The organism is Cupriavidus necator, assembly GCF_013141915.1.
GTDB classification, from domain to species: domain Bacteria; phylum Pseudomonadota; class Gammaproteobacteria; order Burkholderiales; family Burkholderiaceae; genus Cupriavidus; species Cupriavidus necator_B.
In genome coordinates this window covers 191,515-215,623 of record NZ_SROX01000009.1, presented here as the reverse complement: position 1 = coordinate 215,623, position 24,109 = coordinate 191,515, and the positions used below count along the sequence as shown (strand labels likewise).

Annotated in this window: 26 protein-coding genes, 1 tRNA gene and 1 riboswitch; of the genes, 16 read left to right on the top strand and 11 right to left on the bottom strand. The window is 67.9% G+C overall.

The window, feature by feature from the left end; all coding sequences use genetic code 11:
• The first annotated feature begins 4 nt into the window (after nt 1–4).
• On the top strand, nt 5–469 hold the full coding sequence (locus tag E5S69_RS18470; RefSeq protein WP_171516088.1) for a type IV pilin protein: 465 nt from the start codon (nt 5–7) through the stop codon (nt 467–469).
• A 21-nt stretch (nt 470–490) separates the two neighbouring features.
• On the opposite strand, the gene nrdR is transcribed toward E5S69_RS18470, so the two are convergent.
• Both nrdR and glyA read right to left on the bottom strand, forming a co-directional pair.
• A complete protein-coding gene (gene nrdR / locus E5S69_RS18465) occupies nt 491–955 on the bottom strand; it encodes a transcriptional regulator NrdR (protein ID WP_012353559.1) in 465 nt (154 codons plus the stop codon).
• 150 nt (nt 956–1,105) lie between these two features.
• Nucleotides 1,106–2,353 carry a serine hydroxymethyltransferase gene (gene glyA, locus E5S69_RS18460; RefSeq protein WP_171516087.1) on the bottom strand — a complete coding sequence of 416 codons (1,248 nt, stop codon included), beginning with the start codon at nt 2,351–2,353 and terminating at the stop codon, nt 1,106–1,108.
• Nucleotides 2,354–2,480: 127 nt separating this feature from the next.
• Nucleotides 2,481–2,604: riboswitch (ZMP/ZTP riboswitch) on the bottom strand.
• A 165-nt stretch (nt 2,605–2,769) separates the two neighbouring features.
• On the opposite strand from glyA, the gene ybgC reads away from it, so the two are divergent.
• The 11 genes from ybgC to E5S69_RS18405 all read left to right on the top strand — a co-directional run bounded on the left by ybgC (nt 2,770) and on the right by E5S69_RS18405 (nt 13,443).
• Nucleotides 2,770–3,174, top strand: coding sequence for a tol-pal system-associated acyl-CoA thioesterase (gene ybgC, locus E5S69_RS18455; RefSeq protein WP_171516086.1), 405 nt, complete (start codon nt 2,770–2,772; stop codon nt 3,172–3,174).
• On the top strand, nt 3,171–3,854 hold the full coding sequence (tolQ, locus tag E5S69_RS18450; protein ID WP_012353556.1) for a protein TolQ: 684 nt from the start codon (nt 3,171–3,173) through the stop codon (nt 3,852–3,854). Before ybgC ends, tolQ begins: the two co-directional genes overlap by 4 nt.
• A gap of 60 nt (nt 3,855–3,914) precedes the next feature.
• Nucleotides 3,915–4,358: a protein TolR gene (gene tolR / locus E5S69_RS18445; RefSeq protein ID WP_171516085.1), complete on the top strand. Its 444-nt coding sequence runs from the start codon at nt 3,915–3,917 to the stop codon at nt 4,356–4,358.
• 36 nt (nt 4,359–4,394) lie between these two features.
• Complete coding sequence (gene tolA / locus E5S69_RS18440) at nt 4,395–5,441, top strand: cell envelope integrity protein TolA (protein ID WP_171516084.1); 1,047 nt, start codon at nt 4,395–4,397, stop codon at nt 5,439–5,441.
• Between the two features lie 205 nt (nt 5,442–5,646).
• Complete coding sequence (gene tolB / locus E5S69_RS18435) at nt 5,647–7,020, top strand: Tol-Pal system beta propeller repeat protein TolB (RefSeq protein WP_171516083.1); 1,374 nt, start codon at nt 5,647–5,649, stop codon at nt 7,018–7,020.
• 15 nt (nt 7,021–7,035) lie between these two features.
• A complete protein-coding gene (gene pal / locus E5S69_RS18430) occupies nt 7,036–7,545 on the top strand; it encodes a peptidoglycan-associated lipoprotein Pal (protein ID WP_171516082.1) in 510 nt (169 codons plus the stop codon).
• 15 nt (nt 7,546–7,560) lie between these two features.
• Nucleotides 7,561–8,319: a tol-pal system protein YbgF gene (gene ybgF, locus E5S69_RS18425; protein WP_171516081.1), complete on the top strand. Its 759-nt coding sequence runs from the start codon at nt 7,561–7,563 to the stop codon at nt 8,317–8,319.
• Between the two features lie 133 nt (nt 8,320–8,452).
• The gene (gene queC / locus E5S69_RS18420; RefSeq protein ID WP_171516080.1) at nt 8,453–9,136 is read left to right on the top strand and encodes a 7-cyano-7-deazaguanine synthase QueC; all 684 of its coding nucleotides are present in this window, start codon (nt 8,453–8,455) and stop codon (nt 9,134–9,136) included.
• Between the two features lie 25 nt (nt 9,137–9,161).
• Nucleotides 9,162–10,277 carry a YeeE/YedE family protein gene (locus E5S69_RS18415; RefSeq protein ID WP_171516079.1) on the top strand — a complete coding sequence of 372 codons (1,116 nt, stop codon included), beginning with the start codon at nt 9,162–9,164 and terminating at the stop codon, nt 10,275–10,277.
• A gap of 70 nt (nt 10,278–10,347) precedes the next feature.
• Nucleotides 10,348–10,423, top strand: a tRNA-Lys gene (locus E5S69_RS18410).
• A gap of 119 nt (nt 10,424–10,542) precedes the next feature.
• Nucleotides 10,543–13,443, top strand: coding sequence for an EAL domain-containing protein (locus E5S69_RS18405; protein ID WP_171516078.1), 2,901 nt, complete (start codon nt 10,543–10,545; stop codon nt 13,441–13,443).
• A gap of 31 nt (nt 13,444–13,474) precedes the next feature.
• On the opposite strand, the gene E5S69_RS18400 is transcribed toward E5S69_RS18405, so the two are convergent.
• The 4 genes from E5S69_RS18400 to E5S69_RS18385 all read right to left on the bottom strand — a co-directional run bounded on the left by E5S69_RS18400 (nt 13,475) and on the right by E5S69_RS18385 (nt 16,436).
• Nucleotides 13,475–13,981, bottom strand: coding sequence for a DUF3318 domain-containing protein (locus tag E5S69_RS18400; protein ID WP_171516077.1), 507 nt, complete (start codon nt 13,979–13,981; stop codon nt 13,475–13,477).
• Complete coding sequence (locus tag E5S69_RS18395; RefSeq protein WP_171516076.1) at nt 13,978–14,358, bottom strand: phage holin family protein; 381 nt, start codon at nt 14,356–14,358, stop codon at nt 13,978–13,980. Before E5S69_RS18395 ends, E5S69_RS18400 begins: the two co-directional genes overlap by 4 nt.
• A 193-nt stretch (nt 14,359–14,551) precedes the next feature.
• Entirely contained in the window at nt 14,552–14,878 is a 327-nt protein-coding gene (locus E5S69_RS18390; RefSeq protein ID WP_010813729.1) for a DUF883 family protein, read from the bottom strand.
• 364 nt (nt 14,879–15,242) lie between these two features.
• Nucleotides 15,243–16,436, bottom strand: coding sequence for an acyl-CoA dehydrogenase (locus tag E5S69_RS18385; RefSeq protein ID WP_171516075.1), 1,194 nt, complete (start codon nt 16,434–16,436; stop codon nt 15,243–15,245).
• A gap of 255 nt (nt 16,437–16,691) precedes the next feature.
• On the opposite strand from E5S69_RS18385, the gene E5S69_RS18380 reads away from it, so the two are divergent.
• The gene (locus E5S69_RS18380) at nt 16,692–17,513 is read left to right on the top strand and encodes an IclR family transcriptional regulator (protein WP_171516074.1); all 822 of its coding nucleotides are present in this window, start codon (nt 16,692–16,694) and stop codon (nt 17,511–17,513) included.
• 37 nt (nt 17,514–17,550) lie between these two features.
• On the opposite strand, the gene kynA is transcribed toward E5S69_RS18380, so the two are convergent.
• From kynA to kynB, 3 genes are read right to left on the bottom strand one after another with little or no spacing between them, the layout of a single operon-like run.
• Complete coding sequence (kynA, locus tag E5S69_RS18375; protein ID WP_171516073.1) at nt 17,551–18,429, bottom strand: tryptophan 2,3-dioxygenase; 879 nt, start codon at nt 18,427–18,429, stop codon at nt 17,551–17,553.
• A gap of 13 nt (nt 18,430–18,442) precedes the next feature.
• Nucleotides 18,443–19,699, bottom strand: coding sequence for a kynureninase (gene kynU / locus E5S69_RS18370; protein WP_171516072.1), 1,257 nt, complete (start codon nt 19,697–19,699; stop codon nt 18,443–18,445).
• 32 nt (nt 19,700–19,731) lie between these two features.
• Complete coding sequence (kynB, locus tag E5S69_RS18365) at nt 19,732–20,382, bottom strand: arylformamidase (protein ID WP_171516071.1); 651 nt, start codon at nt 20,380–20,382, stop codon at nt 19,732–19,734.
• A 156-nt stretch (nt 20,383–20,538) separates the two neighbouring features.
• Here kynB and E5S69_RS18360 point away from each other — a divergent pair, with 156 nt between their 5' ends.
• Entirely contained in the window at nt 20,539–21,015 is a 477-nt protein-coding gene (locus E5S69_RS18360) for an Lrp/AsnC family transcriptional regulator (RefSeq protein ID WP_171516070.1), read from the top strand.
• On the opposite strand, the gene E5S69_RS18355 is transcribed toward E5S69_RS18360, so the two are convergent.
• Nucleotides 21,012–21,470, bottom strand: coding sequence for a MarR family winged helix-turn-helix transcriptional regulator (locus E5S69_RS18355; protein WP_171516069.1), 459 nt, complete (start codon nt 21,468–21,470; stop codon nt 21,012–21,014). The genes E5S69_RS18360 and E5S69_RS18355 overlap by 4 nt on opposite strands.
• Before the next feature lie 16 nt (nt 21,471–21,486).
• Nucleotides 21,487–22,047 (bottom strand): flavin reductase family protein, encoded by a 561-nt coding sequence (locus E5S69_RS18350; RefSeq protein ID WP_171516068.1) that lies wholly within the window; start codon nt 22,045–22,047, stop codon nt 21,487–21,489.
• Nucleotides 22,048–22,217: 170 nt separating this feature from the next.
• Between E5S69_RS18350 and E5S69_RS18345 the strand changes: the two genes are divergently transcribed.
• On the top strand, nt 22,218–23,288 hold the full coding sequence (locus tag E5S69_RS18345; RefSeq protein ID WP_171516067.1) for a peptidase M29: 1,071 nt from the start codon (nt 22,218–22,220) through the stop codon (nt 23,286–23,288).
• Nucleotides 23,285–24,106 carry an alpha/beta fold hydrolase gene (locus E5S69_RS18340; RefSeq protein WP_171516066.1) on the top strand — a complete coding sequence of 274 codons (822 nt, stop codon included), beginning with the start codon at nt 23,285–23,287 and terminating at the stop codon, nt 24,104–24,106. The genes E5S69_RS18345 and E5S69_RS18340 overlap by 4 nt, the downstream gene beginning before the upstream one ends.
• The last annotated feature ends 3 nt before the right edge of the window (nt 24,107–24,109 follow it).

Below are 24,109 nucleotides of genomic sequence, written 5' to 3'. Positions count from 1 at the left end.
GACCATGAACCTGCCCCTGCCTGGCTTTGCCCGTACGCGGCGTGCCGCCGCCGGCTTCACGCTGATCGAGCTGATGATCGCGGTGGCGATCGCCGCGGTGCTGGCCGCGATTGCCTATCCGTCATACACCGAGCATGTGCGCAAGTCGCGCCGCACCGACGCCAAGACGGCCTTGCTCGACCTTGCGGCGCGCCAGGAGCGACTATTCAGCACGCAGAACGTGTATGGCGGCACGCCCGCGGCGCTGGGCTATGCCGGCGCGGCGTTCCCCGTGGCGATCCAGTCGGGCGGCCAGGCGTACTACCAACTGACCGTGGTGGCGGGCAATCCGGCGACCAGCTATACCGCGACGGCGACGCCGGTCGGCGTGCAGCTGGGGGACGACTGCGGCAGCTACACCATCAACCACCTGGGGGTGCAGGGAAACACCGGGATGCGCGCCGGCGTGGCCTCGGCCCAGTGCTGGTAGCGCAGGGCTGGCGCGAGAGCGTCAGCGCTTGCCGCTGCCCGCGGTGACTTCCGCGAGCACGTCCGAGAATTCGGACACATCCTCAAAGCTGCGGTACACCGAGGCAAAGCGGATATAGGCGATCTTGTCGAGCTTGCGCAGCTCGCGCATCACCAGTTCGCCGACCTGGCTGCTGGGGATTTCTTTCTCGCCCAGGGCCAGCAGCTTTTCTTCGATGCGGGTGATGGCTTCATCGATGGCCTCGGCCGAGACCGGGCGCTTGCGCAGCGCCAGGCGCATCGAATCCTTCAGCTTGGCGCGAGCGTAGTCCACGCGCGAGCCGTTTTTCTTGACGATGGCGGGGAAGAACAGCTCGATCCGCTCATAGGTGGTGAAGCGGCGGTCGCAGGCTTCGCAGCGGCGGCGCCGGCGCACGGCATCGCCGTCTTCCGACATGCGTGTGTCGAGCACCTGGGTATTGGAATGACCGCAAAAGGGGCATTTCATGCCGGACCACCTTCAGTTGAACCCCATCGCCTTGTCCGTGTTGTGGTTCTGCGGCGGCGGGGCGGGTTGGCGAGGCCCGCAGCCCGCGCCGAGGCGCTGGCTTGCGGAGCCGCCGGCCGCCCATGCACGCGCACGGGCGGCCTCGTACCATCAGCCGTAGACCGGGAAACGCTTGGTCAGGGCCGACACCTGCTCGCGCACCGCGGCGATGTTGGCGGCGTCGTGCGGGTTGTCCAGCACGTCGGCGATCAGGTTGCCGACGATGCGGGCTTCTTCTTCCTTGAAGCCGCGCGTGGTCATGGCCGGTGAGCCGACGCGGATGCCCGAGGTCACGAACGGCTTTTCCGGGTCGTTCGGGATCGCGTTCTTGTTCACGGTCAGGTGTGCCTCGCCCAGGATGCGCTCGGCTTCCTTGCCGGTGATGTTCTTGGCGCGCAGGTCGACCAGCATCACGTGGCTCTCGGTGCGGCCCGAGACGATGCGCAGGCCGCGCGCGATCAGGGTCTCGGCCAGCACGGCGGCGTTCTTCACCACCTGTTGCTGGTATTCCTTGAACTCGGGCGTCAGCGCTTCCTTGAAGGCCACCGCCTTGCCGGCGATCACGTGCATCAGCGGGCCGCCCTGGATGCCAGGGAAGATCGACGAGTTGATCGCCTTCTCGTGCTCGGCCTTCATCAGGATCACGCCGCCGCGCGGGCCGCGCAGGCTCTTGTGCGTGGTGGTGGTGACGAAGTCGGCGTGCGGCACCGGGTTCGGGTAGACGCCCGCGGCGATCAGGCCGGCGTAGTGCGCCATGTCGACCATGAAGTAGGCGCCGATGGAGCGGGCCACCTTGCCGATGCGCTCGAAGTCGATGCGCAGCGCGAACGCCGAGGCGCCGGCGATGATCAGCTTGGGCTTCTTCTCTTGCGCCAGCTTTTCCAGCGCGTCGTAGTCGATGTCTTCCTGGGCGTTAAGGCCGTAGCTGACCACGTTGAACCACTTGCCGCTCATGTTCAGCGCCATGCCATGGGTCAGGTGGCCGCCTTCGGCCAGGCTCATGCCCATGATGGTGTCGCCTGGCTTGAGCACGGCGAAGTACACGCCCTGGTTGGCCTGCGAGCCCGAGTTGGGCTGCACGTTGGCGGCCTCGGCGCCGAACAGCTGCTTGACGCGGTCAATGGCCAGCTGCTCGACGATGTCGACGTACTCGCAACCGCCGTAGTAGCGCTTGCCGGGATAGCCCTCGGCGTACTTGTTGGTCAGTTGCGAACCCTGCGCGGCCATCACGGCCGGCGAGGTGTAGTTCTCGGAGGCGATCAGCTCGATATGGTCTTCCTGGCGCTGGTTTTCCTGCTGGATGGCGGCAAAGACTTCGGGGTCGATCTGGTCGATCGTAAAACGGCTGCGTTCGAACATGGCGAAACTCGTCTGAAAAAAGCGAATCCGATGCGGGCATCGGGGGTAGGGCGCGCGGGGAAGGCTAGCGGCGACCGGCACCGGCGGCGGGTAGGAGCCGTCCGGCGCAGGGCGCACCCTGCTTCCCATTCGCTGCCCAGGCGAGCGGCAGGCATGACTCGCGTCAACGCCATGGCGTGAGGAAATCACGCCAGAGAACTTGCGCTTCCTCGTGGTAGTACCCACTGACTTCGCCAGTCGCGCAAGATGGAATGGTTGCGCGCAGTGTAGCGCGAGGCGGCCGCCCGCCGCAAGCCGTGGACCCGCCAGCCAAGCCCTGGCAAGGGCTGGCGCGGCCCTGGCCAGCAACTTGCTGTTGCAAAGTCGTCCTGCGGGTTTACACGAAACGGGTATCGCTCTCCGTTACAATCGCGGCCATGACAAACTTTGTCTGGACCCTGCGGGTGTACTGGGAAGACACCGATGCAGGCGGCGTAGTGTTCTACGCCAACTACCTCAAGTTCTTCGAGCGGGCCCGCACCGAGTGGCTGCGCTCGCTCGGCATCGAACAGCAGGCGCTCGCCGAGCAGGCCGGCGTGGTCTTTATCGTCCGCAGCACGGCGGTCGACTACAATGCGCCCGCCCGGCTGGACGACCAGCTTGAGATCCGCACGCGCATCGACCGGGTCGGCCCGGCTTCGGTGCAGTTCACCCAGGAAGCCTGGCGTGGCGAGCTGCTGCTCGCGACCGGCGCCATCCGCGTTGGCTGCGTCGACCAAAGCACTTTCCGTCCCGCCCCGATCCCCGACCCCGTTCTAGCCACCATCAAGTCAGCACGATGAATCCCGTGACCGTCACGCAAGACATGTCGATCGTAACGCTGGTGCTCCACGCCAGCGTGCTGGCACAGGCCGTCATGGCGCTGTTGCTCGTCATGTCGCTGTTTTCGTGGACCTATATCTTCCGCAAGCACCTGGCGGTGCGTTCGGCGCGCACCCAGACCGAAGGCTTCGAGCGCGACTTCTGGGCGGGCGGCGACCTGCAGGCGCTATATAACAGTGCCGTCAACAACCGCCACAACACCGGTGCGCTGGAACGGATCTTCGAATCCGGCATGGGTGAATTCCTGAAAGCGCGCGAGCGCGGCAACGAGGCCGGCGCGCTGCTCGACGCCGCCCGCCGCGCCATGCGCGCGGCTTACCAGCGCGAGATGGACGTACTCGAGTCGCACCTGCCGTTCCTGGCGTCGGTCGGCTCGGTGAGCCCCTATATCGGCCTGTTCGGCACGGTGTGGGGGATCATGAACGCCTTCCGCGGTCTGTCCAATGTGCAGCAGGCGACGCTTGCATCGGTGGCACCCGGCATTGCTGAAGCGCTGGTGGCGACCGCGATCGGCCTGTTCGCGGCGATTCCGGCGGTGATCGCCTACAACCGCTATGCGACCGAAATCGATCGCCTCGCGATCCGCTTCGAGAGCTTCATGGAAGAGTTCCTGAACATCCTGCAGCGGCAGACCCGCTAACCGTATTCCCTATCAACGGTCCGGGCGCAAGCCCGGGCCGGTGTCTCCAGGAGTCCTGCAATGGCAGCCATTCAGCGCCGCGGCGGCTCGCGCCGCCGGGCCAGCGCCGAGATCAATGTCGTGCCGTATATCGACGTCATGCTCGTGCTGCTGGTCATCTTCATGGTGGCCGCGCCGATCGTGAGCCCCGCCACCGTCGACCTGCCCACCGTGGCCAATGCCACGCCGCAGCAGAAGGCGCCGCCGATCGTCGTCACCGTGCATGAAAGCGGCCAGCTGACCGCGCGCGGCAAGGACAACGCCGGCAATGCCTTCGAGCGCAAGCTCGACAAGCAGGGCCTGCTGGACTTTGTCCACCAGCGCCAGAACGAGAACCCGGACCAGCCGGTGGTGATCGCCGCCGACCGCGCGGTCAAGTACGAAGCGGTGCTGGACGTGATGTCCATCCTCAAGGCCGATGGCGTCAAGCGCGTGGGCCTGATGGTCAAGTCCAAGACCTCCTGACGCGTTGAAGCGCCTATCCGATTGCCGTTGCGCCTGATGACGACCGCCGCCGCCTATCCCTACCAGCCGGTCAAGGAGCGGGGAACCCTGCGTTCCTTCCTGCTCGCGCTCCTCATGCACCTGATGCTGGCGATCGTGCTGTACTACGGCGTGAGCTGGCAGAGCAGCACCCCGGTCGGGGCCGAGGCCGAACTGTGGGAGGAAATCCCCGCCGCTACCGCACCCCCGCCGCCCCCGCGGCCGGAGCCGGAGCCGGTGGTGCAGCCGCGTCCGGCGCCGCCGCCGCCCCAGGTGAAGAGCAAGGTCGAGGACGACGCCGATATTGCGCTGGAGCAGAAGAAGCGCCGGGCCGAAGCGGCCGCGCGTGAAGAAGCCGAGCGCAAGGAAGCGGCACGCAAGGAGGCCGAGCGCAAGGAGGCCGAGCGCAAGGAAGAAGCGCGCAAGGAAGAAGCGCGCAAGGAAGCCCTGCGCAAGGACGCTGACCGCAAGGAAACCGAGCGGCGCGAGGCCGAGCGCAAGGAAGACGCGAAGAAGAAGGCCGCGCAGCAGGAGCAGGATCGCAAGGAACAGGCCGAGCGGGAGCGCAAGGAAGCCGCCGAGGCCAAGGCCAAGGCCCAGGCGGATGCCAAGGCGAAGGCCCAGGCCGATGCCAAGGCCAAGGCGGACGCCGATGCCAAGGCCAAGCGCGAAGCCGCCGCCAATGCCCAGCGCAAGAGCGAGTTGGCGCGCCTGCAGGCGCTGGCTGGCGGCTCTGGCGCCGGCGGTGGCGGCGTGGGCAATGCGGCCGGCGCCGGTGCCGGCGGTGGCGGCAAGGCTTCGCCTGGCTATGCCGACCGCGTGCGCCGCCGGGTCAAGCCGAACATCGTCTTTACCGAGGACGTGCCGGGCAACCCGACCGCGGTGGTATCGGTGCAGCTGGCGCCGGACGGTTCGCTGCTGTCGGCGCGGCTGTCCAAGTCCAGCGGCAACTCCGGCTGGGATAATGCCGTGCTGCGCGCGGTGGAGCGTTCCGATCCGCTGCCGCGCGACGAGAACGGCAAGGCGCCGGCCAGCTTCACCATTACCTTCCGACCGAAGGACTGAGTGACCGGCACGGCATGATTTGCAACATAATGCAACCTTCATCGCCGGGTTCTGGTCCCAGCGCTAGCATGACAGGTTGCCTGACGCAGCCGACGGTGCGGTACGCACGCGGACGGGGCATGCGCCACGCGCTGCAATGCCGCATTTCCCGTGTTGCCGATTGCCTGTCGTGCCCGACGAAACTTGAAATCGACTGAGGAGCAGCATGCGAAAGCTTTGGGCCCCCAACTGGCTGTCCGCAAGGCGGCACAACGCAAATTCACCCGCATCCCCCCGCGCCAGCCGGCCGGTGCCGCTGGCGGGCCGGCGCGCGCTGATGGCGTGGCTGGCCGCGGCCATGACCATGGCAGCCGGCGCCGCGCACGCGCAGCTCAACGTTGAAATCTCCGGGGTCGGCGCCAGCCAGATCCCGGTGGCTACCGCCAACTTCCAGGGCGAGGCCCAGGCCCCGCAGAACCTGACCGCGATCATCCGCGCGGACCTGGCGCGCAGCGGCCGTCTTCGCAATGTCGACCCCGGCGGCGCCACCGTGGCGGAGTCCGCCAATGTCGACCTGGGCAGCTGGAAGACCCGCGGCGCCGACGCCTTTGTCGCCGGCAGCGTGACCCCGGCCGCGGGCGGCAAGTACGAAGTGCGCTTCCGCCTGTATGACACCGTCAAGGGCCAGAGCCTGGGCGGGCTGGCCTTCACCGTCACCCAGTCGCAGTTGCGCGTGACCGCGCACAAGATCGCCGACTACATCTATGAGAAGCTGCTGGGTGAGCGTGGCGTGTTTGCCACGCGCTTGTCCTACGTGTCGAAGGTGGGCGGCCGCTACCAGCTGCTGATCTCCGATTCGGATGGCCAGAACGCGCAGGTGGCGCTGACCAGCAACGAGCCCATCATCTCGCCGTCGTGGTCGCCGGACGGCGCGCGCGTGGCCTATGTCTCGTTCGAGGCCAAGAAACCGGTGGTGTATGTGCACGACCTGGCCAGCGGCAAGCGCACGCTGGTGTCGAACCAGAAGGGCAACAACAGCGCGCCGTCGTGGTCCCCGGACGGCCGGCACCTGGCGCTGGCGCTGTCGCGCGACGGCAATACCCAGGTCTACCAGGTCAACGCCGATGGCTCGGGCATCCGCCGCCTGTCGCGCAGCAGCGCCATCGACACCGAACCGCAGTATTCGCCCGACGGCAAGAGCATCTACTTCACCAGCGACCGCGGCGGTGCGCCGCAGGTCTACCGCATGCCCGCCTCCGGCGAGGAAGGCGGCGGCGCGCAACGCGTCACCTTCAAGGGCAGCTACAACGTAAGCCCGCGCATTTCGCCGGACGGCAAGTACCTGGCGTACATCTCGCGCGCGGGCGGCTTCAAGCTGCAGCTGCAGGACCTGACCAACGGCGACGTGACGTCGCTGACCGATACCGCCAACGACGAAGCGCCGAGCTTCGCCGCCAACGGCAAGTACATCCTTTATGCCACCCGCGTGGGCGGTCGCGCGGTGCTGGCGGCGGTGTCCACTGACGGGCGTACCCGGCAGGTTCTGTCCCTCCAGTCCGGCGATGTTCGCGAGCCGTCCTGGGGTCCTTTCATGCAATAACAGGAGTCATTCACCATGCCTCAACTGATGACCAAAACCCTTGCCGTTGCCGCACTGCTTGCCCTTGGCGCCTGCAGCTCCGGCGTCAAGCTTGACGATACCGCCAATGCCGGCGCCGGCACCGGCGGCACGGGTGCCGATCCGCGCGCCGTCACCCCGGTGACCGCCGCCGATCCGCTGAACGACCCGAACGGCCCGCTGGCCAAGCGCAGCGTCTACTTCGACTTCGACAGCTACAGCGTCAAGGCCGACTACCAGGGCATGCTGGGCGCGCACGCCAAGTACCTGGGCACCAACCAGGGCCGCAAGATCCTGATCCAGGGCAACACCGACGAGCGCGGCACCAGCGAGTACAACCTCGCGCTGGGGCAGAAGCGCGCCGAAGCCGTGCGCCGCTCGCTGGCCTCGATGGGCGTGCCCGACGCGCAGATGGAAGCCGTCAGCCTGGGCAAGGAAAAGCCCAAGGCCACCGGCCATGATGAAGCCTCTTGGGCCGAGAACCGCCGCGCGGACATCAACTACTGATCTGGACCGCCTTCCATGAAAGCACGCGTTTCCACCCTGTTGTGGCTCGCCGCCGTGGCCGGCGGCGGCATGCTGCCGCTGTCGCAGGCGCATGCCGGAGTGTTCGACGATGACGAGGCCCGCAAGGCCGTCATCGGCCTGCGCGACCAGTTCAATGGTTTCCAGGCGACCGCGACCCAGCGCATCGAGCAAAACAGCCGCACCACGCTCGAGATGCAGAACCAGCTCGAAGGCCTGCGCCAGGAAGTGGCGCGGCTGCGCGGCCAGAACGAAGTGCTGCAGAACACGGTGGACACGCTGCAGAAGCAGCAGAAGGACTACTACGCCGACCTCGATGCGCGCCTGAAGAAATTCGAGCCGCAGCAGGTCACGGTCGAAGGCCGCGAAGGTGTGTCGCAGCCGGGCGAAAAGCCCGAATACGATGCCGCGCTCAAGCAGTTCCAGGCGGGCGATTTCAAGACCGCCGGGAATTCGTTCTCGGCGTTCGTGAAAAAGTACCCGCAGAGCCCGTACCTGCCGCTGGCGCAGTACTGGCTGGGCAACTCGCTATACGCGCAGCGCGACTACAAGGGCTCGACCTTCGTGCTGCAGAACATGGTCAACGCCAACCCGACGCACCCCAAGGTGCCGGACGCGATGATCGCCATCGCCAACAACCAGCTCGAGTCCGGCCAGAAGGCGGCCGCGCGCAAGACGCTGGAGCAGGTGGTGGCCAAGTATCCGGGCACCGAAGGCGCGCAGGCGGCGAGCAACCGGCTCAAGACGCTGAAGTAAGCGTCGGCGGCGACACCGCCCGCCATGTCAGGGCCCGCTTCGGCGGGCCTTTCTCGTTTGTCGCGATAGAATATGCGATTCGCCTGAATTTCTTGCGCGCCGCCCCCGGCACGCCCCCCCCCCCCCCCGCACCATGACCCAACGCGCCATCGTCCTGCTGTCCGGCGGACTCGACTCCGCCACCGTACTTGCCATGGCCCGCGCCCAGGGCTTCGAGACCTATGCGCTGTCGATGCGCTATGGCCAGCGCCATTCCTCGGAACTGGAGGCCGCCAAACGCGTGGCCGCTGCCCTCGGCGCCGTCCGCCACGAGATCGTCGACCTCGACCTGCGCCGCTTCGGCGGCTCGGCGCTGACCGACGACGCGCTCGAAGTGCCGACCGACGGCGCCACCGGCGGCATCCCGGTCACCTATGTGCCGGCGCGCAACACCATCATGCTGTCGCTGGCGCTCGGCTGGGCCGAGGCGGTGGGCGGGCGCGACCTGTTCTTCGGCGCCAACGCGGTCGACTATTCCGGCTACCCGGACTGCCGCCCGGAATACGTCGCGGCCTACGAGACCCTGGCCAACCTGGCCACCAAGGCCGGTGTCGAGGGCGACCGCTTCCGCGTGCATGCGCCCATCATCGACATGACCAAGGGCGAGATCATCCGCGCCGGCATCGCGCTGGGCGTGGACTACAGCCTGACGGTGTCGTGCTACCAGGCCGACGACGAGGGCCGCGCTTGCGGCGTGTGCGATTCCTGTCGCATCCGCCGTGCCGGCTTCGAAGCCGCCGGCGTGCCCGATCCGACCCGCTACCAGGCCGCCGCCTGATCCTGAGCCCGCCGTTCCCGCCCCCATGCCTGAAATCGATCTTGCCGCGCTGTCGCGTTCGGTGCTGCTGAGCACCTTTGTCCTGACCTTCCTGTTCGGAGCCCTGCTGCAACGCACCCACTTCTGCACCATGGGGGCGGTCTCGGACATCGTCAACATGGGCGACTGGAGCCGCATGCGCATGTGGGTGCTGGCGATCGGCGTGGCCATGATCGGCACCGGCGTGCTGGCCTGGAGCGGCGCGATCGACCCGACCAAGACCATCTATGCGGCCAGCAAGCTGGCCTGGCTGTCGGCGCTGGCCGGCGGGCTGATGTTCGGCTTCGGCATGGTGCTGGCCTCCGGCTGCGGCAGCAAGACGCTGGTGCGCATCGGTGCGGGCAACCTCAAGTCGCTGGTGGTGTTCGTGTTCCTGGGGCTGTCGGCCTACATGACGCTGCGCGGGCTGTTCGGCGTGGTACGCGTCAATACCGTCGATGCGGTGGCGCTGGCGCTGCCCACCACGCAGGACCTGCCATCGGTGCTGGCGCAGGGCACCGGCGCCGCGCGCGGCGTGCTGCAGCTGGGCCTGGGTCTGGCGCTGGGCGGCGTGCTGGCAGCGTGGGCGCTGGCGGGCCGCGGCTTCCGTACCTTCGATAACCTGCTGGGCGGCATCGGCGTCGGCCTGATCATCGTGGCGATGTGGTACGTGTCCGGCCACCTGGGCTACGTGGCCGAAGACCCCAACACGCTGGAAGAACTGTTCGTCTCGACCAACAGCGGCCGCATGGAAAGCCTGAGCTTTGTCGCGCCCTATGCCTACACGCTCGACTGGCTGATGCTGTTCAGCGACAAGAGCAAGGTGCTGACCATCGGCATCGTCAGCGTGTTCGGCGTAATCGCCGGCGCCGCCGCGTATGCGCTGGCCACGCGCACATTCCGCTGGGAAGGCTTCGGCAATGCCGAAGACGTGGCCAACCATATGGTCGGCGGCATGCTGATGGGCGCGGGCGGGGTCACCGCGCTGGGCTGCACGGTGGGGCAGGGGCTGTCGGGCGTGTCGACGCTGGCGCTGGGATCATTTATCGCGCTGGCGGGTATCCTGGCCGGGGCCGTGCTGGCATTCCGCTACCAGATGTGGCGCCTGGAACGCATGGTCTGATGGCGATGGCGCGCCCTGCGTCCTTGACACATCGAGAATCGCGTCACTATAATCGCGGTTCTGTTTTTTCGGGTCGTTAGCTCAGTCGGTAGAGCAGCGGACTTTTAATCCGTTGGTCGCGTGTTCGAGTCACGCACGACCCACCAGCATTACGAAGGGCCTGTGGCGCACGCCACAGGCCCTTTTTGCGTCTGGCATGCCCCGATGGTAGGGGGTGGGTTTAACTAGTTCGAGGTAGAGACTTGGGCCCGGCGTGGGCAGCACAATGGCTCAACCGCGGCATGTGGACCGCGGGCCTTCAGAACGGCCGCGAGACACGGCCTTCGAACCAGACCCTATGCGGCAAGCAGGCGTTTCCTTGCCGGCCAGCGGGCACGTGCTGCGCATTATCTGGCCGTTCGTACCGGTGGTCGTTGCGCTGGCGTTGTTCAGCATCGCCAGCCTGGACCTGTTGTCGGCCGCGCGCGCCTTTGTTGCCGGCGAGAGCCAGTGGTCCAAGGGCCAGAAGCACGCCGTGCTGCACCTGCTGCGCTACGGTGCGGACCGTGACCCGGCCGATTTCGACGCCTACCTGTCGTCCATCGGGATCCCGCTGGGGGACCACCGCGCGCGCCTGGAACTGGACCGCGCCGAGCCCGACCTGGAACGCGTGCACGAGGGCCTGCTGGCGGGCGGCAACCACGCGGAAGACATCCCGCGGATGGTGCGCCTGTACCGGAATTTCCGCCGTATCCATGAGGTCGACGCCGCCATCCGCGTGTGGGCGCAGGGGGATCTCGAGATCTTTGCCTTGCATGAGCAGGCGCTGGCGCTGCGGCGGCTGGCCAGCCAGCCTGGCTGCGATGACGCCTGTGTCGCGCCGGTGCTGCGCAATATTGCGCAGATCGACGCCAGGCTGACGCCGCTGGAACGCGCCTTTTCGGGCCACCTGGGCCAGGCGTCGCGCCGGGTCACGCGGCTGCTCACCACCGGCAGCGCGGTGATGGCGGCGGCGCTGCTGATGTCGGCGATCCTGCTGTCGGTGGGGCCGCTGCGGCGCGAGCGCCGGCTGCGCGAGGCCCTCGCGCAGCGCGAAGAGCAGCTGCAGCTGGCGGTCGAAGGCAGCAACGACGGCCTGTGGGACTGGCACCTGGGCCGCGGCGAGCTGTATTTCTCGCCGCGCTGCGCGCAGATGCTGGGCTACCGCGACGACGAGCTGCCGCATGCGCGCGAAACCGTGCTGGGCCTGCTGCATCCGTCCGACCTGTCGGCGTTCGAGGCCAAGCTGGCGCACCACCTGCGCAGCGGCGAACCCTACGATGCCGAATTCCGCTTGCGCAACCGGGCCGGCGACTACCTCTGGGTGCGAGCCCGCGGCCGGCTGGTGCGCGGCGCCGGGCGCCGGCGCGCACGCATGGCGGGCTCGCTGACCGATATTTCCGAGCACAAGCGCTACGAGACCCAGCTGTTTGCGGAAAAGGAGCGTGCCCAGGTCACGCTGCAGGCGATCGGCGACGCGGTGGTGACGGCCGATGTGTGGGGGCGCGTGCAATCGCTCAATCCCGCGGCCGAAGCTCTTACGGGATGGCGCGAAGCCGAAGCCCGGGGCCTGCCGCTGAGCGAGGTCTGCGTGCTGCGCGACGAGGACAGCCTGGCGCCGCTGCCCGATATCGTGACGCTGGCGCTGCGCCAGCGCTGGCACAGCCGCTCGGCGCAACTGGTGCAGCGTGACGGCGCCGGGGAGCCCGGACAGGCGCTGGCGGTCAAGCCATCGGTGGCGCTGATCCGCGACCGTGCCGCGCAGGCCATCGGCGTGGTGGTGGTGCTGCACGACATCACCCAGGAGCGCGCGCATGCCGCGCGGCTGGCGTACGAGGCCAGCCATGACGCGCTGACCGGCCTGGTCAACCGCGCCGAGTTTGAGCGCCGGCTGGCCGCGGCGATCGAGCGCGCGCGCGCGCAAGGCACCCCCCACACCTTGATGTACCTGGACCTGGACCAGTTCAAGGTGGTGAACGACACCTGCGGCCACGCCGCCGGCGACGAGCTGATCCGGCAGATGGCGGAGGTCATGCGGGGCCAGTTGCGCCGCAGCGACACGCTGGCGCGGCTGGGCGGCGACGAGTTCGGCGTGCTGCTCGAGCATTGCGGCACGGCCGACGGCGAGCGCGTGGCCGAGGGCTTGCGCCACGCCATTGCAAGCTTCCGCTTTGCGCACCGGCAGCGCACCTTCGCGGTCGGGGTCAGCATCGGCCTGGTCACGCTGGACCGGCACACCGGCAGCGTGGCCGAGGCGCTGAGCGCGGCCGACGCGGCCTGCTACGTGGCCAAGGAGGGCGGGCGCAATCGCGTGCAGGTCTACCATCCGCTGGACAGCGTGGTACAGGCCCGCCATGGCGAGATGGAATGGGTCAGCCGCGTGCACGCGGCGCTGGCCGCTGGCCGCTTCTGCCTGTTCTCTCAGGAGATCGTGCCGGTGCAGCCGGTTGCGCTGCCCCCGCCCGGACGCCACGTGGAACTGTTGCTGCGCATGGTGGACGAGCGCGGCCGGCTGGTGCCGCCGATGGCGTTCGTGCCCGCCTGCGAGCGCTACAACCTGATGCCCATGATCGACCGCTGGGTGGTCGAGACCGCGTTTGCCACGCTGGCGGGACGTCAGGCCGAGATCGCCACCTGCGCGATCAACCTGTCAGGCTCGTCGCTGGCGGACATCCAGTTCCCGGCCTTCGTGCGCGAGCAGGCGCAGCGCTTCGGCATTGCGCTGGACGGCATCTGCTTCGAGATCACCGAGACCGCAGCCATTGCCAATCTGGCGCAGGCGGGCGCGTTCATCATCCAGTTGCAGCAACTGGGCTGCCGGTTCGCACTGGACGACTTTGGCGCCGGCATGTCGTCGTTCACCTACCTGAAGCACCTGCCTGCGACCTACCTGAAGATCGACGGCAGCTTCGTGCGCGACATGCTGGCCGACCCGGTCAACCTGGTGATGGTGGAGGTGATCCAGCGCCTCGGCCACGCCATGGGCAAGCAGACCATTGCGGAATTTGTCGAGAACGAGGCGATGCTCGAGCGGCTGCGCGAACTGGGCGTGGACTTTGCCCAGGGCTATCACATTGCGCCGCCGATACCGTTCGCACCCGCCGGCCCGGATGCCGGGGCGCGGCCGGCGCTTGCGCTCGCCGGCTGAGCCAGCGCCGAAAAGGCTGGCGCCGGCGCCGTCAGGGGATCAGCGGATCGCGGAAGCCGGTGTCGGCGACGGGCGGGGTGCCTGCCGGGGCCGGCGTCGGCACGTTTGCCGGCGGCACCGCCTGGCCCTTGGCGTCACGCCAGGTGTTGTAGGCCCAGTAGGCCGCGCCCGCGACCATGCCGAGCTTGGACAGTTTCCAGGTCCAGCGCAGCACCGGCGCACGCTTGACCAGCGGCAGCGCCAGCGTCACCGCGGTGCTCAGCAGCGGGTAGTCCTTGGTCAGGCCGACCACCTTCATCCACGAGCCCGGCCTTGCGATCCGCGGCAGCCAGGCACTGAGGGTGCTCAGGCGGTGCACGCCGCCGCGCACCGCGTGCAGCGCCTGCAGGCAATCGTGGCGTTCGAGGGCGGCGCGGGTCAGCAACAGTTCCTTGCGCACCGCCAGCGGCAGGCGCACCTCTTGCGTGAAGCGGGGCGCGCGGGGGTATTCGCCGCGTTCGCGTGCGGGCGTGCTGTCGTCAGGGTCTAGTGTGCTCATCGGCGCAGGATCTCCCGGTCTTTGTCGATTTCGGCGAGCGTGGCTTCCAGCATCGGCGGCGCGTCGCGCAGCACGCTGCGGGCGTACCCGAGGCAGATCGCGCACAGCACCAGGTAGAGCCCGGTCAGCGCGCCCAGCGCCTGCCAGCGGTACGTGTCCCAGAACAGGATCGCGATAAGGGCGGTCAGGGTGACCATGCCGAGCCCGAAGAACGCCAGCCCGAACAAGGCCAGCAGGGCGACCTTCAGCAAGCGCGTGCGCTCCTCGGCCAACTCCACGCTGGCAAGCTCCAGGCGGGTCTGGACCATGGCCACGAGCGAGCCGGCCAGGTTGCGCACGGCGTCGAGGAACTTGGGGGAAGGGGTGGCTTCGCTCATGCGGCTCCGGCGTGAAAGAGCGGTGCGCCGGCATGGCCGTACGCACCTATCCAGCGGGCGAGGCCGGATGCGGCGTCAGAATGTGTCAACAACGATCGTGTCACCAACACCCGGGCGCCCCGGCCATTGGCAACCCGCCTACCGGGTTGCCGCGATGGCGCGGCATGGGCGTGCCGCGCCGGATTGCAACCGCTTACTTGCGATTCAGCAGCAGACCGATCAGCAGGCCCACGCCGGCCGCCACGCCCACGGCGCGCCACGGGTGGTCGTGCACGTAGTCGTCGGTGGCGCGCGCGGCGGCCTTGCTCTTGGTTACGACGGCGTCTTGCAGGTCCTGGGCCTTTTCCTTGGCTTGCTTGAGCAGGCCCATGCCACGCTCGCGCAGTTCGGCGGCCTTTTCCCCGGTGGTCGAGGCGGCTTGCTTCAGCAGTTCCTCGGCGTCGGACAGAACGGTCTTGACATCGCTCATCAGTTTCTCCTGTTTGCGGGCGGTTGGTTCGGTTTGTGCGGATTCTGACATTTTCTTCGCTCCGAGGCTAACGGCATTTGTCGGTCTGATACTTAGCATATGTGGCGACACGTCGCCCTTTCAAGGCAACGCGGCCGGAAGCTGGTCGCGCTGCGGGTCGGACCCAAAGTATTGCCAGCATGCACGAAAGCGGGCGTGATGAATGTCAGAGAATGTCTATATGACTGCGAGTGATTTTGTGGTGACTTTATATTCGTTTGGGTTGGATATCAATCCAGTGACGCCGGTTCCACCGTGAAATCTGGACAACCGGCCCGCTTTAACCCACCGGACCAATGCAAACGGCCCCGCCAGGGCGGGGCCGTTTGCAAGACAGGTGTCGTATCGACGCCTGTGCGCAAGCGCTGGATTGCGTTCAGAAGAAGGCTTGCAGGCCGGTCTGGGCGCGACCGAGGATCAGCGCGTGGATGTCATGGGTGCCTTCATAGGTGTTGACCACCTCCAGGTTCACCACATGGCGGATCACGCCGAACTCGTCCGAGATGCCGTTGCCACCCAGCATGTCGCGCGCCACGCGGGCGATGTCGAGCGACTTGCCGCACGAGTTGCGCTTCATGATCGAGGTGATCTCCACCGCGGCGGTGCCTTCATCCTTCATCCGGCCCAGGCGCAGGCAGCCTTGCAGGCCCAGCGTGATCTCGGTCTGCATGTCGGCCAGCTTCTTCTGCACGAGTTGCGTCTGCGCCAGCGGGCGGCCGAACTGCTTGCGGTCCAGCGTGTACTGGCGCGCGGTGTGCCAGCAGAATTCGGCGGCGCCGAGCGCCCCCCAGGCGATGCCGTAGCGCGCCGAGTTCAGGCAGGTGAACGGGCCCTTCAGGCCCTTCACGCCCGGCATGATGTTCTCTTCCGGCACGAACACCTGGTCCAGCACGATCTCGCCGGTGATCGAGGTGCGCAGGCCCACCTTGCCATGGATGGCGGGCGCGCTCAGGCCCTTCCAGCCCTTTTCCAGGATGAAGCCGCGGATCTCTTCCTTGCCGTCTTCGCCCGCCAGCTTGGCCCAGACCACGAACACATCGGCGATCGGCGAGTTGGTGATCCACATCTTGGCGCCGCTCAGCTCGTAGCCGCCGTCGACCTTTTTGGCGCGGGTGACCATCGAGCCCGGGTCGGAGCCGTGGTTCGGCTCGGTCAGGCCGAAGCAGCCGATCCACTCGCCGGTGGCCAGCTTGGGCAGGTACTTCTGCTTTTGCGCCTCAGTGCCGAATTCATAGATGGGAACCATGACCAGCGACGACTGCACGCTCATCATCGAGCGGTAGCCGGAATCGACGCGCTCCACTTCACGCGCGATCAGGCCGTAGCTGACGTAGTTCAGGCCCGGGCCGCCGTATTGCTCGGGGATGGTCGGCCCCAGCAGGCCCAGTTCGCCCATCTCGCGGAAGATCTCGATGTCGGTCTTCTCGTTGCGGAACGACTGCAGCACCCGCGGCATCAGCTTGTCCTGGCAGTACGCGGCGGCGGCGTCACGCACCATGCGCTCGTCGGCGCTCAGTTGCTGGTCGAGCAGCAGGGGGTCGGCCCAGTGGAATTCGGCGTTGGCAGCCATGCAGGTCTCCTTCGGTAGCGCGGGGAAGCGCCGGGCGGGCGGCTGTATGCCGCTGTCCGCGCGGGCGGATCCAAGATTCGTAACAGGTTCGGTGATCGTGCGGAGGATTTTTTCGGGATCCTGATGGTTCCGCATTGCGGAACTGTGTTCCGTTGAATTAGTATATCGCAATGGTCTTGCCACGCAACAGGCGAAACCCTGAACCCCCGCGCCTTTGTGCGATGAACGGACACGCACCGACTGGAGCAGCGAACCTTGGCCCATCCGAATCCCGATCCGTCACTTTCCCAGGACGCTGTCCCCGCGGCGCCCGTGCGCGACAGCGATCCCAACTTTGTCACCGCGCTGGCGCGCGGCCTGGAGCTGCTGCGTTGCTTCCGCACCGGCGAGGCCATGCTCGGCAACCAGGAGTTCGTGCGCCGCACAGGGTTTCCCAAGGCCACGGTAAGCCGGCTGGCGGGCACGCTGGTGCAGCTTGGCTACCTGCGCTATGACGAGAGCCTGGGCAAGTATGCGCTGGATGCCGGCGTGCTAGCGCTGGGCTACGCCTACCTGTCGGCGTCGGACGTGGTGTCGCTGGCGCGCCCGCATATGCTGGCGTTCGCGCAGTCGTACGGGGTCTCGGTGTCGCTCGGCAAGCGCGAGCGCATGGAGGTGATCTACCTGGAGTCGATCCGCAACGACGCCGGCGTGATGCTCGGGCTGGGGGTCGGCTCGCGGCTGTCGCTGGTGTCCAGTTCGATGGGGCGGGCCTACCTGGCGGCCTTGCCAGCGGCGCGCCGCGAGCGCGTGATGGCGGAATTCAGCCAGGCCTTCCCGGAGCAATGGAAGCAGCAGGAGGCCGCTACCCGCGCCGCACTGGCCGAGGCGCAGCAGCGCGGCTATGCGGCATCGTTCCGCGACTGGCATCCGGCCATCCATGCCTGCGCGGTGGCGTTCCGGCCGGTGGGCGAGAAGGAGCTGCACATGCTGAGCTGCAGCGCTTCCTATGGCGCGGTGGACGAGGCGGTGTTCCACCAGACGCTGGCGCCGGCGTTGCGGGCGCTGGCCGCAAGGTTGTCCGAGCCGGCGGGTTGAGGCCACCCGCCGTCCCTGTGCGCAGGGACGGCGCGGATCACAGGTCGGTGCGCAATTTCCACAGTTCGGGGAACAGCACCACGTCCAGCATCCGGCGCAGATAGCTGACCCCTTCGGTGCCGCCCGTCCCGCGCTTGAAGCCGATCACCCGCTCGACCGTGGTCACATGGCGGAAGCGCCATTGCCGGAACGCGTCTTCCAGGTCGACGAACTTTTCGCCCAGTTCATACAGTTCCCAGTGCGCGTCAGGGTTGCGATAGACCTCCAGCCACGCCGCCTCGACCGATGCGTTGTACGCGGTGGGCTGGGTCCAGTCGCGCTCGACGCAATCGGCGTCGATGGCAAAGCCGCGCCGCGCCATCAGCCGGATCGCCTCGTCGTACAGCGACGGGGTCTTCAGCGCGGTCTCGACCAGCGCCAGGTGTTCGGGCCGGTGCGCATGCGGCCTGAGCATGGCGGCGTTCTTGTTGCCCAGGATGAACTCGATCTCGCGGTACTGGTAGGACTGGAAGCCCGACGACATGCCCAGGAAGGGCCGCATCGCCGAGTATTCCGGCGGCGTCATGGTGGCCAGCACGTTCCACGCCTGCACCAGCTGGTCCATGATGCGCGACACGCGGGTCAGCATCTTGAACGCCGGCGGCAGGCTGTCAGCCTTGACCGACTCGCGCGCGGCGCGCAGCTCGTGCAGCATCAGCTTCATCCACAGCTCGGTGGTCTGGTGCTGGACGATGAACAGCATCTCGTTGTGGTCCGGCGACAGCGGATGCTGCGCGCTCAGGATCTGGTCCAGGCCGAGGTAGTCGCCATAGCTCATGTCCCTGGCGAAATCCATCTGCGCGCCATGCCAGTCGTCGCCTTGCGGCGTGGCGGCCGGCGCCGCGCCGGAGAACGGGCATCCCTTGAATTCACTCATGATGCGCTCCCGATCAGGTCACCTGGCCGCGCGTCTGGAAGCGCGCCTCGCGATAGGCGCCGCGGTCCAGTACGTCGCGCAGGATTTCCACAGCATCCCACACCTCGGCGAAGCTGGTGTAGAGCGGCGTGAAGCCGAAGCGGGCGATGCGCGGCTCGCGGTAGTCGCCGATCACGCCGCGCTCGATCAGGGCCTGCACCAGGGCATAGCCCTCGGGGTGCGCCAGGCTGACCTGGCTGCCGCGGCGCGCATGCTCGCGCGGCGTGACCAGCGTCAGCGGGTGGTGGCCGCAGCGGGCTTCCACCAGCTGGATAAACAGGTCGGTCAGCTGCAGCGACTTGGCACGCAGCGCCTGCATGTCGGTCTGCGCGAACACGTCCAGGCCGCACTCGACCATGGCCAGCGACGTGACTGGCTGGGTGCCGCACAGGAAGCGGCGCACGCCATCGACTGGCCGGTACTGCGGCTCCATCGCGAACGGCGCGGCGTGGCCCCACCAGCCCGACAGCGGCTGCCAGAACGCATCGCGCAGCGCGGGCGCGACCCAGACGAAGGCGGGCGAGCCCGGGCCGCCGTTCAGGTATTTGTAGGTGCAGCCGATGGCGTAGTCGGCGCCGGCTGCCTTAAGGCCGACCGGCACGGCGCCGGCCGAGTGGCACAGATCCCACACCGTCAGCGCGCCGCGGGCATGGGCCAGCTCGGTCAGCGCGGCCATGTCGAGCATTTCGCCGGTCTTGTAGTTGACGTGGGTCAGCATCAGCACCGCGGTGTCTGCGCCCACGGCGGCGTCGAGCTCGGCCGGCGAGTTCACCAGGCGCAGCGAATAGCCCTGCTGCAGCAGGTCGGCCAGGCCTTGCGCGATATACAGATCGGTCGGGAAGTTGCTGGCCTCGGACACGATCACCTTGCGCGCCGGGTCGCGTGTGTGCTGCACGCGCAGCGCCGCGGCCAGCACCTTGAACAGGTTGATCGAGGTGGTGTCGGTGACCACCACTTCATCGTGGCCGGCGCCCACCAGCGGCGCCAGCTTGTTGCCAAGGCGCTGCGGCAGGTCGAACCAGCCGGCGGTGTTCCAGCTACGGATCAGGCCGTCGCCCCATTCCTCGGCCACCACCTGGGCGGCGCGCGCGGCGGCGGCGCGCGGGCGCGCGCCGAGTGAATTGCCGTCGAGGTAAATCACGCCCTGGGGCAGCGCGAACTGGTCGCGCAGCGGGCGCAACGGGTCTTGCTGGTCGAGCCGGATACAGTGCTCGCGGTCAAATGTCGTCATGTGGTGGGATAGGAGTGTGGTTCGGCAGGAGTTCAGTCGAGGCTGCGCAGCACCGCGCGCACCGGGCTGGCATCCAGCGCGGCAAAGCGCAGCGGCAGCGCGATCAGCTCATAGTCGCCGGCATCGACCTGGTCCAGCACGATGCCTTCCAGGATCGCCAGGCCGTGGCGGCGCACGGCGTTGTGCGCGTCCATGGTCTTGGAGTCCTGCGGATCCAGCGACGGCGTGTCGATGCCGACCAGCTGCACGCCGTGCGCGGCCAGCAGCGCGATGGTGTCGGGCGCCACGGCACAGAAGGCCGGGTCCCACTGCGCCAGCGGCGCCTGCCGGTAGGTGCGCAGCAGCACCCGCGGCGGCAGGCCTGCCAGCGCGTGCTCGACATGGCGCGGCTGCACCAGCGGCGCGGCGCCGATGCAGTGGATCACGCGGCAGGGACCAAGGTAGGGCGCCAGCGGCACCGCGCCGATCGGCGCGCCGTCGGCGGCGTAGTGCAGCGGCGCGTCCGCATGCGCGCCGGTGTGCGGCGACAGCGTGATGCGGCCGACGTTGACCGGGCAATGCGCGTCGATCTGCCAGGCTGGCTGCTGCTGGAACGGCGTATCGCCGGGCCACACCGGGGTGGCGGGCGAGAGCGGCGGGCTGATGTCCCACAGCCGGCGCGGGTCGGGATTGGGGGCGGTCATGGGTGCGCGGCGCCGTCTGCTGGCGCCGTTTCTGTGTGCCTCGATGTCGGAAATCATAGTCAAAATCGGCGGCAAGAGGCTTGCTAAATGGCCCATTATTCCGGCTGTCTTTCGCATAGAATGCGAAAAAATGCCGATTTCTCGAAGGAAATTCGAATGAACCTCGATCCCACCGATCTGCGTATCCTGACCTGCCTGCAGGAGAACGGCCGCATCAGCAACCAGGACCTGGCTGAACGCGTGGCGCTGTCGCCGTCGGCGTGCCTGCGCCGGGTACGGCTGCTGGAAGAGTCCGGGGTGATCGGTGGGTATCGCGCGTGGTTCGATGCCGAGCAGCTGGGACTGGAGCTGGAGGCGATCGTGCAGGTGTCGATGCGCCATGACGTCGAGGGCTGGCACGACACGTTCATTGCCGCGGTGCAGTCCTGGCCCGAAGTGCTGTCGGCCTACATCATCACCGGCGACAGCAACTACATCCTGCGCGTGCAGGCGCGCAACCTGAAGCACTACTCCGATTTCATCGTGAACCGGCTGTACCGTACCCCGGGCGTGATGGATATCCGCTCGAATATCGTTTTGCAGCGGCTCAAGGTGGACAGTTCGCCGCTGGCGATCCTGAAGTCCGACGCCTAGCGCTGGGTGTGCAGCGCGATCAGCTGCCGCAGCGTTTCCTTGAGCTGCGCGCCCTGCCGCACGCCGAAGTCATTCAGCACGGCGCGCTCGTGCTGCGCGGCGCGCTCCAGCAGCGGCCGGGCCAAGGCCAGGCCGCGCGGCGTGATCGAGATCAGGGCCTGGCGGCGGTCGGCCTTGCCGGCGCGGCGCCTGACCAGGCCATCCTGCGCCATACGGTCGACCAGCTTGGTCAGCGTGGGCTGCTTGGTCAGCGTGATTTCCGCCAGCATGCCGATGGTGCAGTCGGGGCGGTCGGCGAGCGTGGCCAGCACGCGCCATTCCTGCACCGACAGGCCGCTGGCTTCCACTTCGCGATGGAATTCGCCCGAGACCAGATGGCTGGCGCGGGCCAGCAGGTAGGCCAGGTAGCCGTCGACGAAGGGCAGGGGCGAGGGGTCTGCCGGCAGATCAGCCATGATGGGCCAGCCCTGGTCAGAGATCGAGCGGGGCGGTGGTGGTGAACTGGCCGCCCTGGAACACCAGCGGGCCGTCGTCGCCAGCGAGCACGCCGCAGCGCTCCACTTCGCCGACGAAGATGACGTGGTCGCCCTCGTCGTAGCGGCTGCGGTTGTGGCATTCGAACCAGGCCAGCGCATTGGACAGGATCGGCAGGCCGGTCGCCGAGAGCCGGTAGTCCACGCCGGCGAAGCGGTCCCCCTTGAGCGTGGCGAAGCGCTGGCACAGATCCAGTTGCGAGGCCGACAGCACGTTGATGATGTAGTGGGTGCCGTCGCGGAACATCGGCAGGCTGTTGGCGCGCGTGGCCATGCTCCACAGCACCAGCGGCGGCTCCAGCGACACCGAGTTGAACGAGCTCGCGGTGATGCCGATGAACGGCGGCGCGCCGGCGGCGATCGACTGGTTGCTGGCGCGCGTGGTGATCACCGTAACTCCGGTCGCGAACTGCGACAGGGTATGGCGGAAGTGCATCGCGTCGAAGTCAGGGGCGGCGGCTACGCTGGCGATCCGTGGCCGGGCCTCAGGCATGCCCATGGGGGCTCCACTGGAGTTCATGAAATTTCATATATATTATTCGCGCCAGGGGCGGCGAGTTCAAGTCCGGCGCCGCGCATGACACGCCGCAGATGAGGGCTGGCCCACAAAACCCGGGCAGCCCGCCCCATAGCACCAGCAGCGAACAACAAGCAGCAGGAGACAAGCGCATGCTCATCGAGCAGATCGAACACCGCTGGCTGGCGGCGTTCCGCCGCACGCTGGAACTCTGTGCCCTGCGGCACGGGGATGTCGTCGGAATTGTAACGGAGTCCCAATCCCGCCCCGTCAACGTGGCCTTGGCCGAACTGGCGGTGCAGGCGCTCGGCGCCACGCCGGTGCGTATCCAGGTGCCGACGCCGGCGCTTGCCGCTCCGGCACCGGTGCGCTCCACGGGCGCCAGTGATGCCCTGCAGCAACTCGCTCCCGTGCTGGCGGCGCTGTCGCGCTGCCAACTGGTGCTCGACTGCACCGTCGAAGGCCTGCTGCACGCACCGGAATTGCCGCAGATCCTGCGCGGCGCCGACGGCGTGGTGCCGCGCATGCTGATGGTCAGCAACGAGCACCCCGAGATCCTCGAGCGCTGCCAGCCCGACCCGTCGCTGGAGACCACCGTGCGCGGGGCGATGAAGCGCCTGCGCGGCGCGCGCGAGATGCGCGTGCATTCCGCCGCCGGCACCGAGCTGCGCATCGGCCTGGCCGAGGCGCGCGTGGGCGGCGTCTGGGGCTTCTGCAACAAGCCCGGGCAGGTCTCGCACTGGCCCGGCGGGCTGTGCCTGGCGTTCCCGGCCGGCCGCCAGGTCAACGGCACGCTGGTGCTGGCGCCAGGCGACGTCAACCTGACCTTCAAGACCTACTTGCGCGATACCGTGGTCTGCCATATCGAAGACGACTATATCGTCGCTGTCGAGGGGCAGGGCGTCGACGCCGACATGATGCGCGGCTACTACCAGGCCTGGGCCGACCGCGAAGGCACGCGCGACGCCTACGCGGTCTCGCATGTGGGCTGGGGCCTGAACCGGCTGGCGCGCTGGGACGCGATGACGTTCTACGACAAACGCGATTGCAACGGCACCGAACTGCGCGCGTTCGCCGGCAACTTCCTGTTCTCGACCGGCGCCAACGAGGTCGCCGGGCGGCATACGCTGGGCCACTTCGACCTGCCGCTGCGCAACTGCACGATTTCGCTCGATGGCCGCAACGAGGTCGAGGCGGGCACGCTGGCGGAGGTGGCGGCATGAGCGCGACCGCGATCAACCAGCGCCACGCCAACGGCATCGCCACGCTGGCTTGGGGCGACGGACCGGTGGCGGTGGTGATGCTGCATGGTATCGGCGGCGGCAAGGCCGCCTGGCCCGCGCAAGGCGAGGCGCTGGCGCAGGCTGGATACCGCGCGGTGGCGTGGGACATGCCCGGCTATGGCGACAGCGCCATGATCGATCCCTATGACTTCGACGGCCTGGCCCGGGCGCTGGCACCGGTGCTGCTGGCCGAGCGCGGCGACGGCCGGCGCGTGGTGCTGCTGGGCCACAGCATGGGCGGCATGGTCGCGCAGCAGGCCTGCGCAGCCATGCCCGCGCTGATCGACGGCATGGTGCTGTCCGGCACCTCGCCCGCCTTCGGCAAGGGCGATGGCCCGTGGCAACGCGAGTTCGTCGCGGCGCGCACCGCGCCGCTGGACGCGGGCAAGACCATGGCCGAGATGGCGGCCAGCCTGGTGCGCACCATGGTCGCGCCCGCTGCCGACGCGCAGGCCGTGGCCTTCGCCACGGCGGTGATGGCGGCGGTGCCGGCGCCCACGTATCGCGCCGCGCTGGCTGCGCTGGTGCGCTTCAACCAGCGCGACGCGCTGCCCCGTATCGCGGTGCCGGTGCTGGCGCTGGCCGGCCAGCACGACACCAATGCCGCGCCCGAGGTGATGCAGCGCATGGCGCAACGCATTGCCGGCGCCGAGTACCACTGCCTGCCCGACGTGGGCCATCTGGCCTGCATGGAGCGGCCCGACCCGTTCAACCAGGCGGTACTGGACTTCCTGCGCCGGCACTTTCCCGTGCACTGACGC

What these genes read in the sequence shown, in the direction of transcription:
- glyA (WP_171516087.1), bottom strand. Translation starts at nt 2,353, where the DNA reads ATGTTCGAACGCAGCCGTTTTACGATCGACCAGATCGACCCCGAAGTC.
- nrdR (WP_012353559.1), bottom strand. Translation starts at nt 955, where the DNA reads ATGAAATGCCCCTTTTGCGGTCATTCCAATACCCAGGTGCTCGACACA.
- kynB (WP_171516071.1), bottom strand. Translation starts at nt 20,382, where the DNA reads ATGACCGCCCCCAATCCCGACCCGCGCCGGCTGTGGGACATCAGCCCG.
- ybgC (WP_171516086.1), top strand. Translation starts at nt 2,770, where the DNA reads ATGACAAACTTTGTCTGGACCCTGCGGGTGTACTGGGAAGACACCGAT.
- E5S69_RS18360 (WP_171516070.1), top strand. Translation starts at nt 20,539, where the DNA reads ATGAACCTCGATCCCACCGATCTGCGTATCCTGACCTGCCTGCAGGAG.
- E5S69_RS18385 (WP_171516075.1), bottom strand. Translation starts at nt 16,436, where the DNA reads ATGGCTGCCAACGCCGAATTCCACTGGGCCGACCCCCTGCTGCTCGAC.
- queC (WP_171516080.1), top strand. Translation starts at nt 8,453, where the DNA reads ATGACCCAACGCGCCATCGTCCTGCTGTCCGGCGGACTCGACTCCGCC.
- E5S69_RS18390 (WP_010813729.1), bottom strand. Translation starts at nt 14,878, where the DNA reads ATGTCAGAATCCGCACAAACCGAACCAACCGCCCGCAAACAGGAGAAA.
- E5S69_RS18470 (WP_171516088.1), top strand. Translation starts at nt 5, where the DNA reads ATGAACCTGCCCCTGCCTGGCTTTGCCCGTACGCGGCGTGCCGCCGCC.
- tolB (WP_171516083.1), top strand. Translation starts at nt 5,647, where the DNA reads ATGCGAAAGCTTTGGGCCCCCAACTGGCTGTCCGCAAGGCGGCACAAC.
- E5S69_RS18345 (WP_171516067.1), top strand. Translation starts at nt 22,218, where the DNA reads ATGCTCATCGAGCAGATCGAACACCGCTGGCTGGCGGCGTTCCGCCGC.
- E5S69_RS18355 (WP_171516069.1), bottom strand. Translation starts at nt 21,470, where the DNA reads ATGGCTGATCTGCCGGCAGACCCCTCGCCCCTGCCCTTCGTCGACGGC.
- ybgF (WP_171516081.1), top strand. Translation starts at nt 7,561, where the DNA reads ATGAAAGCACGCGTTTCCACCCTGTTGTGGCTCGCCGCCGTGGCCGGC.
- E5S69_RS18340 (WP_171516066.1), top strand. Translation starts at nt 23,285, where the DNA reads ATGAGCGCGACCGCGATCAACCAGCGCCACGCCAACGGCATCGCCACG.
- E5S69_RS18400 (WP_171516077.1), bottom strand. Translation starts at nt 13,981, where the DNA reads ATGAGCACACTAGACCCTGACGACAGCACGCCCGCACGCGAACGCGGC.
- E5S69_RS18405 (WP_171516078.1), top strand. Translation starts at nt 10,543, where the DNA reads ATGGCTCAACCGCGGCATGTGGACCGCGGGCCTTCAGAACGGCCGCGA.
- tolA (WP_171516084.1), top strand. Translation starts at nt 4,395, where the DNA reads ATGACGACCGCCGCCGCCTATCCCTACCAGCCGGTCAAGGAGCGGGGA.
- kynU (WP_171516072.1), bottom strand. Translation starts at nt 19,699, where the DNA reads ATGACGACATTTGACCGCGAGCACTGTATCCGGCTCGACCAGCAAGAC.
- pal (WP_171516082.1), top strand. Translation starts at nt 7,036, where the DNA reads ATGCCTCAACTGATGACCAAAACCCTTGCCGTTGCCGCACTGCTTGCC.
- tolQ (WP_012353556.1), top strand. Translation starts at nt 3,171, where the DNA reads ATGAATCCCGTGACCGTCACGCAAGACATGTCGATCGTAACGCTGGTG.
- tolR (WP_171516085.1), top strand. Translation starts at nt 3,915, where the DNA reads ATGGCAGCCATTCAGCGCCGCGGCGGCTCGCGCCGCCGGGCCAGCGCC.
- E5S69_RS18415 (WP_171516079.1), top strand. Translation starts at nt 9,162, where the DNA reads ATGCCTGAAATCGATCTTGCCGCGCTGTCGCGTTCGGTGCTGCTGAGC.
- E5S69_RS18395 (WP_171516076.1), bottom strand. Translation starts at nt 14,358, where the DNA reads ATGAGCGAAGCCACCCCTTCCCCCAAGTTCCTCGACGCCGTGCGCAAC.
- E5S69_RS18350 (WP_171516068.1), bottom strand. Translation starts at nt 22,047, where the DNA reads ATGGGCATGCCTGAGGCCCGGCCACGGATCGCCAGCGTAGCCGCCGCC.
- kynA (WP_171516073.1), bottom strand. Translation starts at nt 18,429, where the DNA reads ATGAGTGAATTCAAGGGATGCCCGTTCTCCGGCGCGGCGCCGGCCGCC.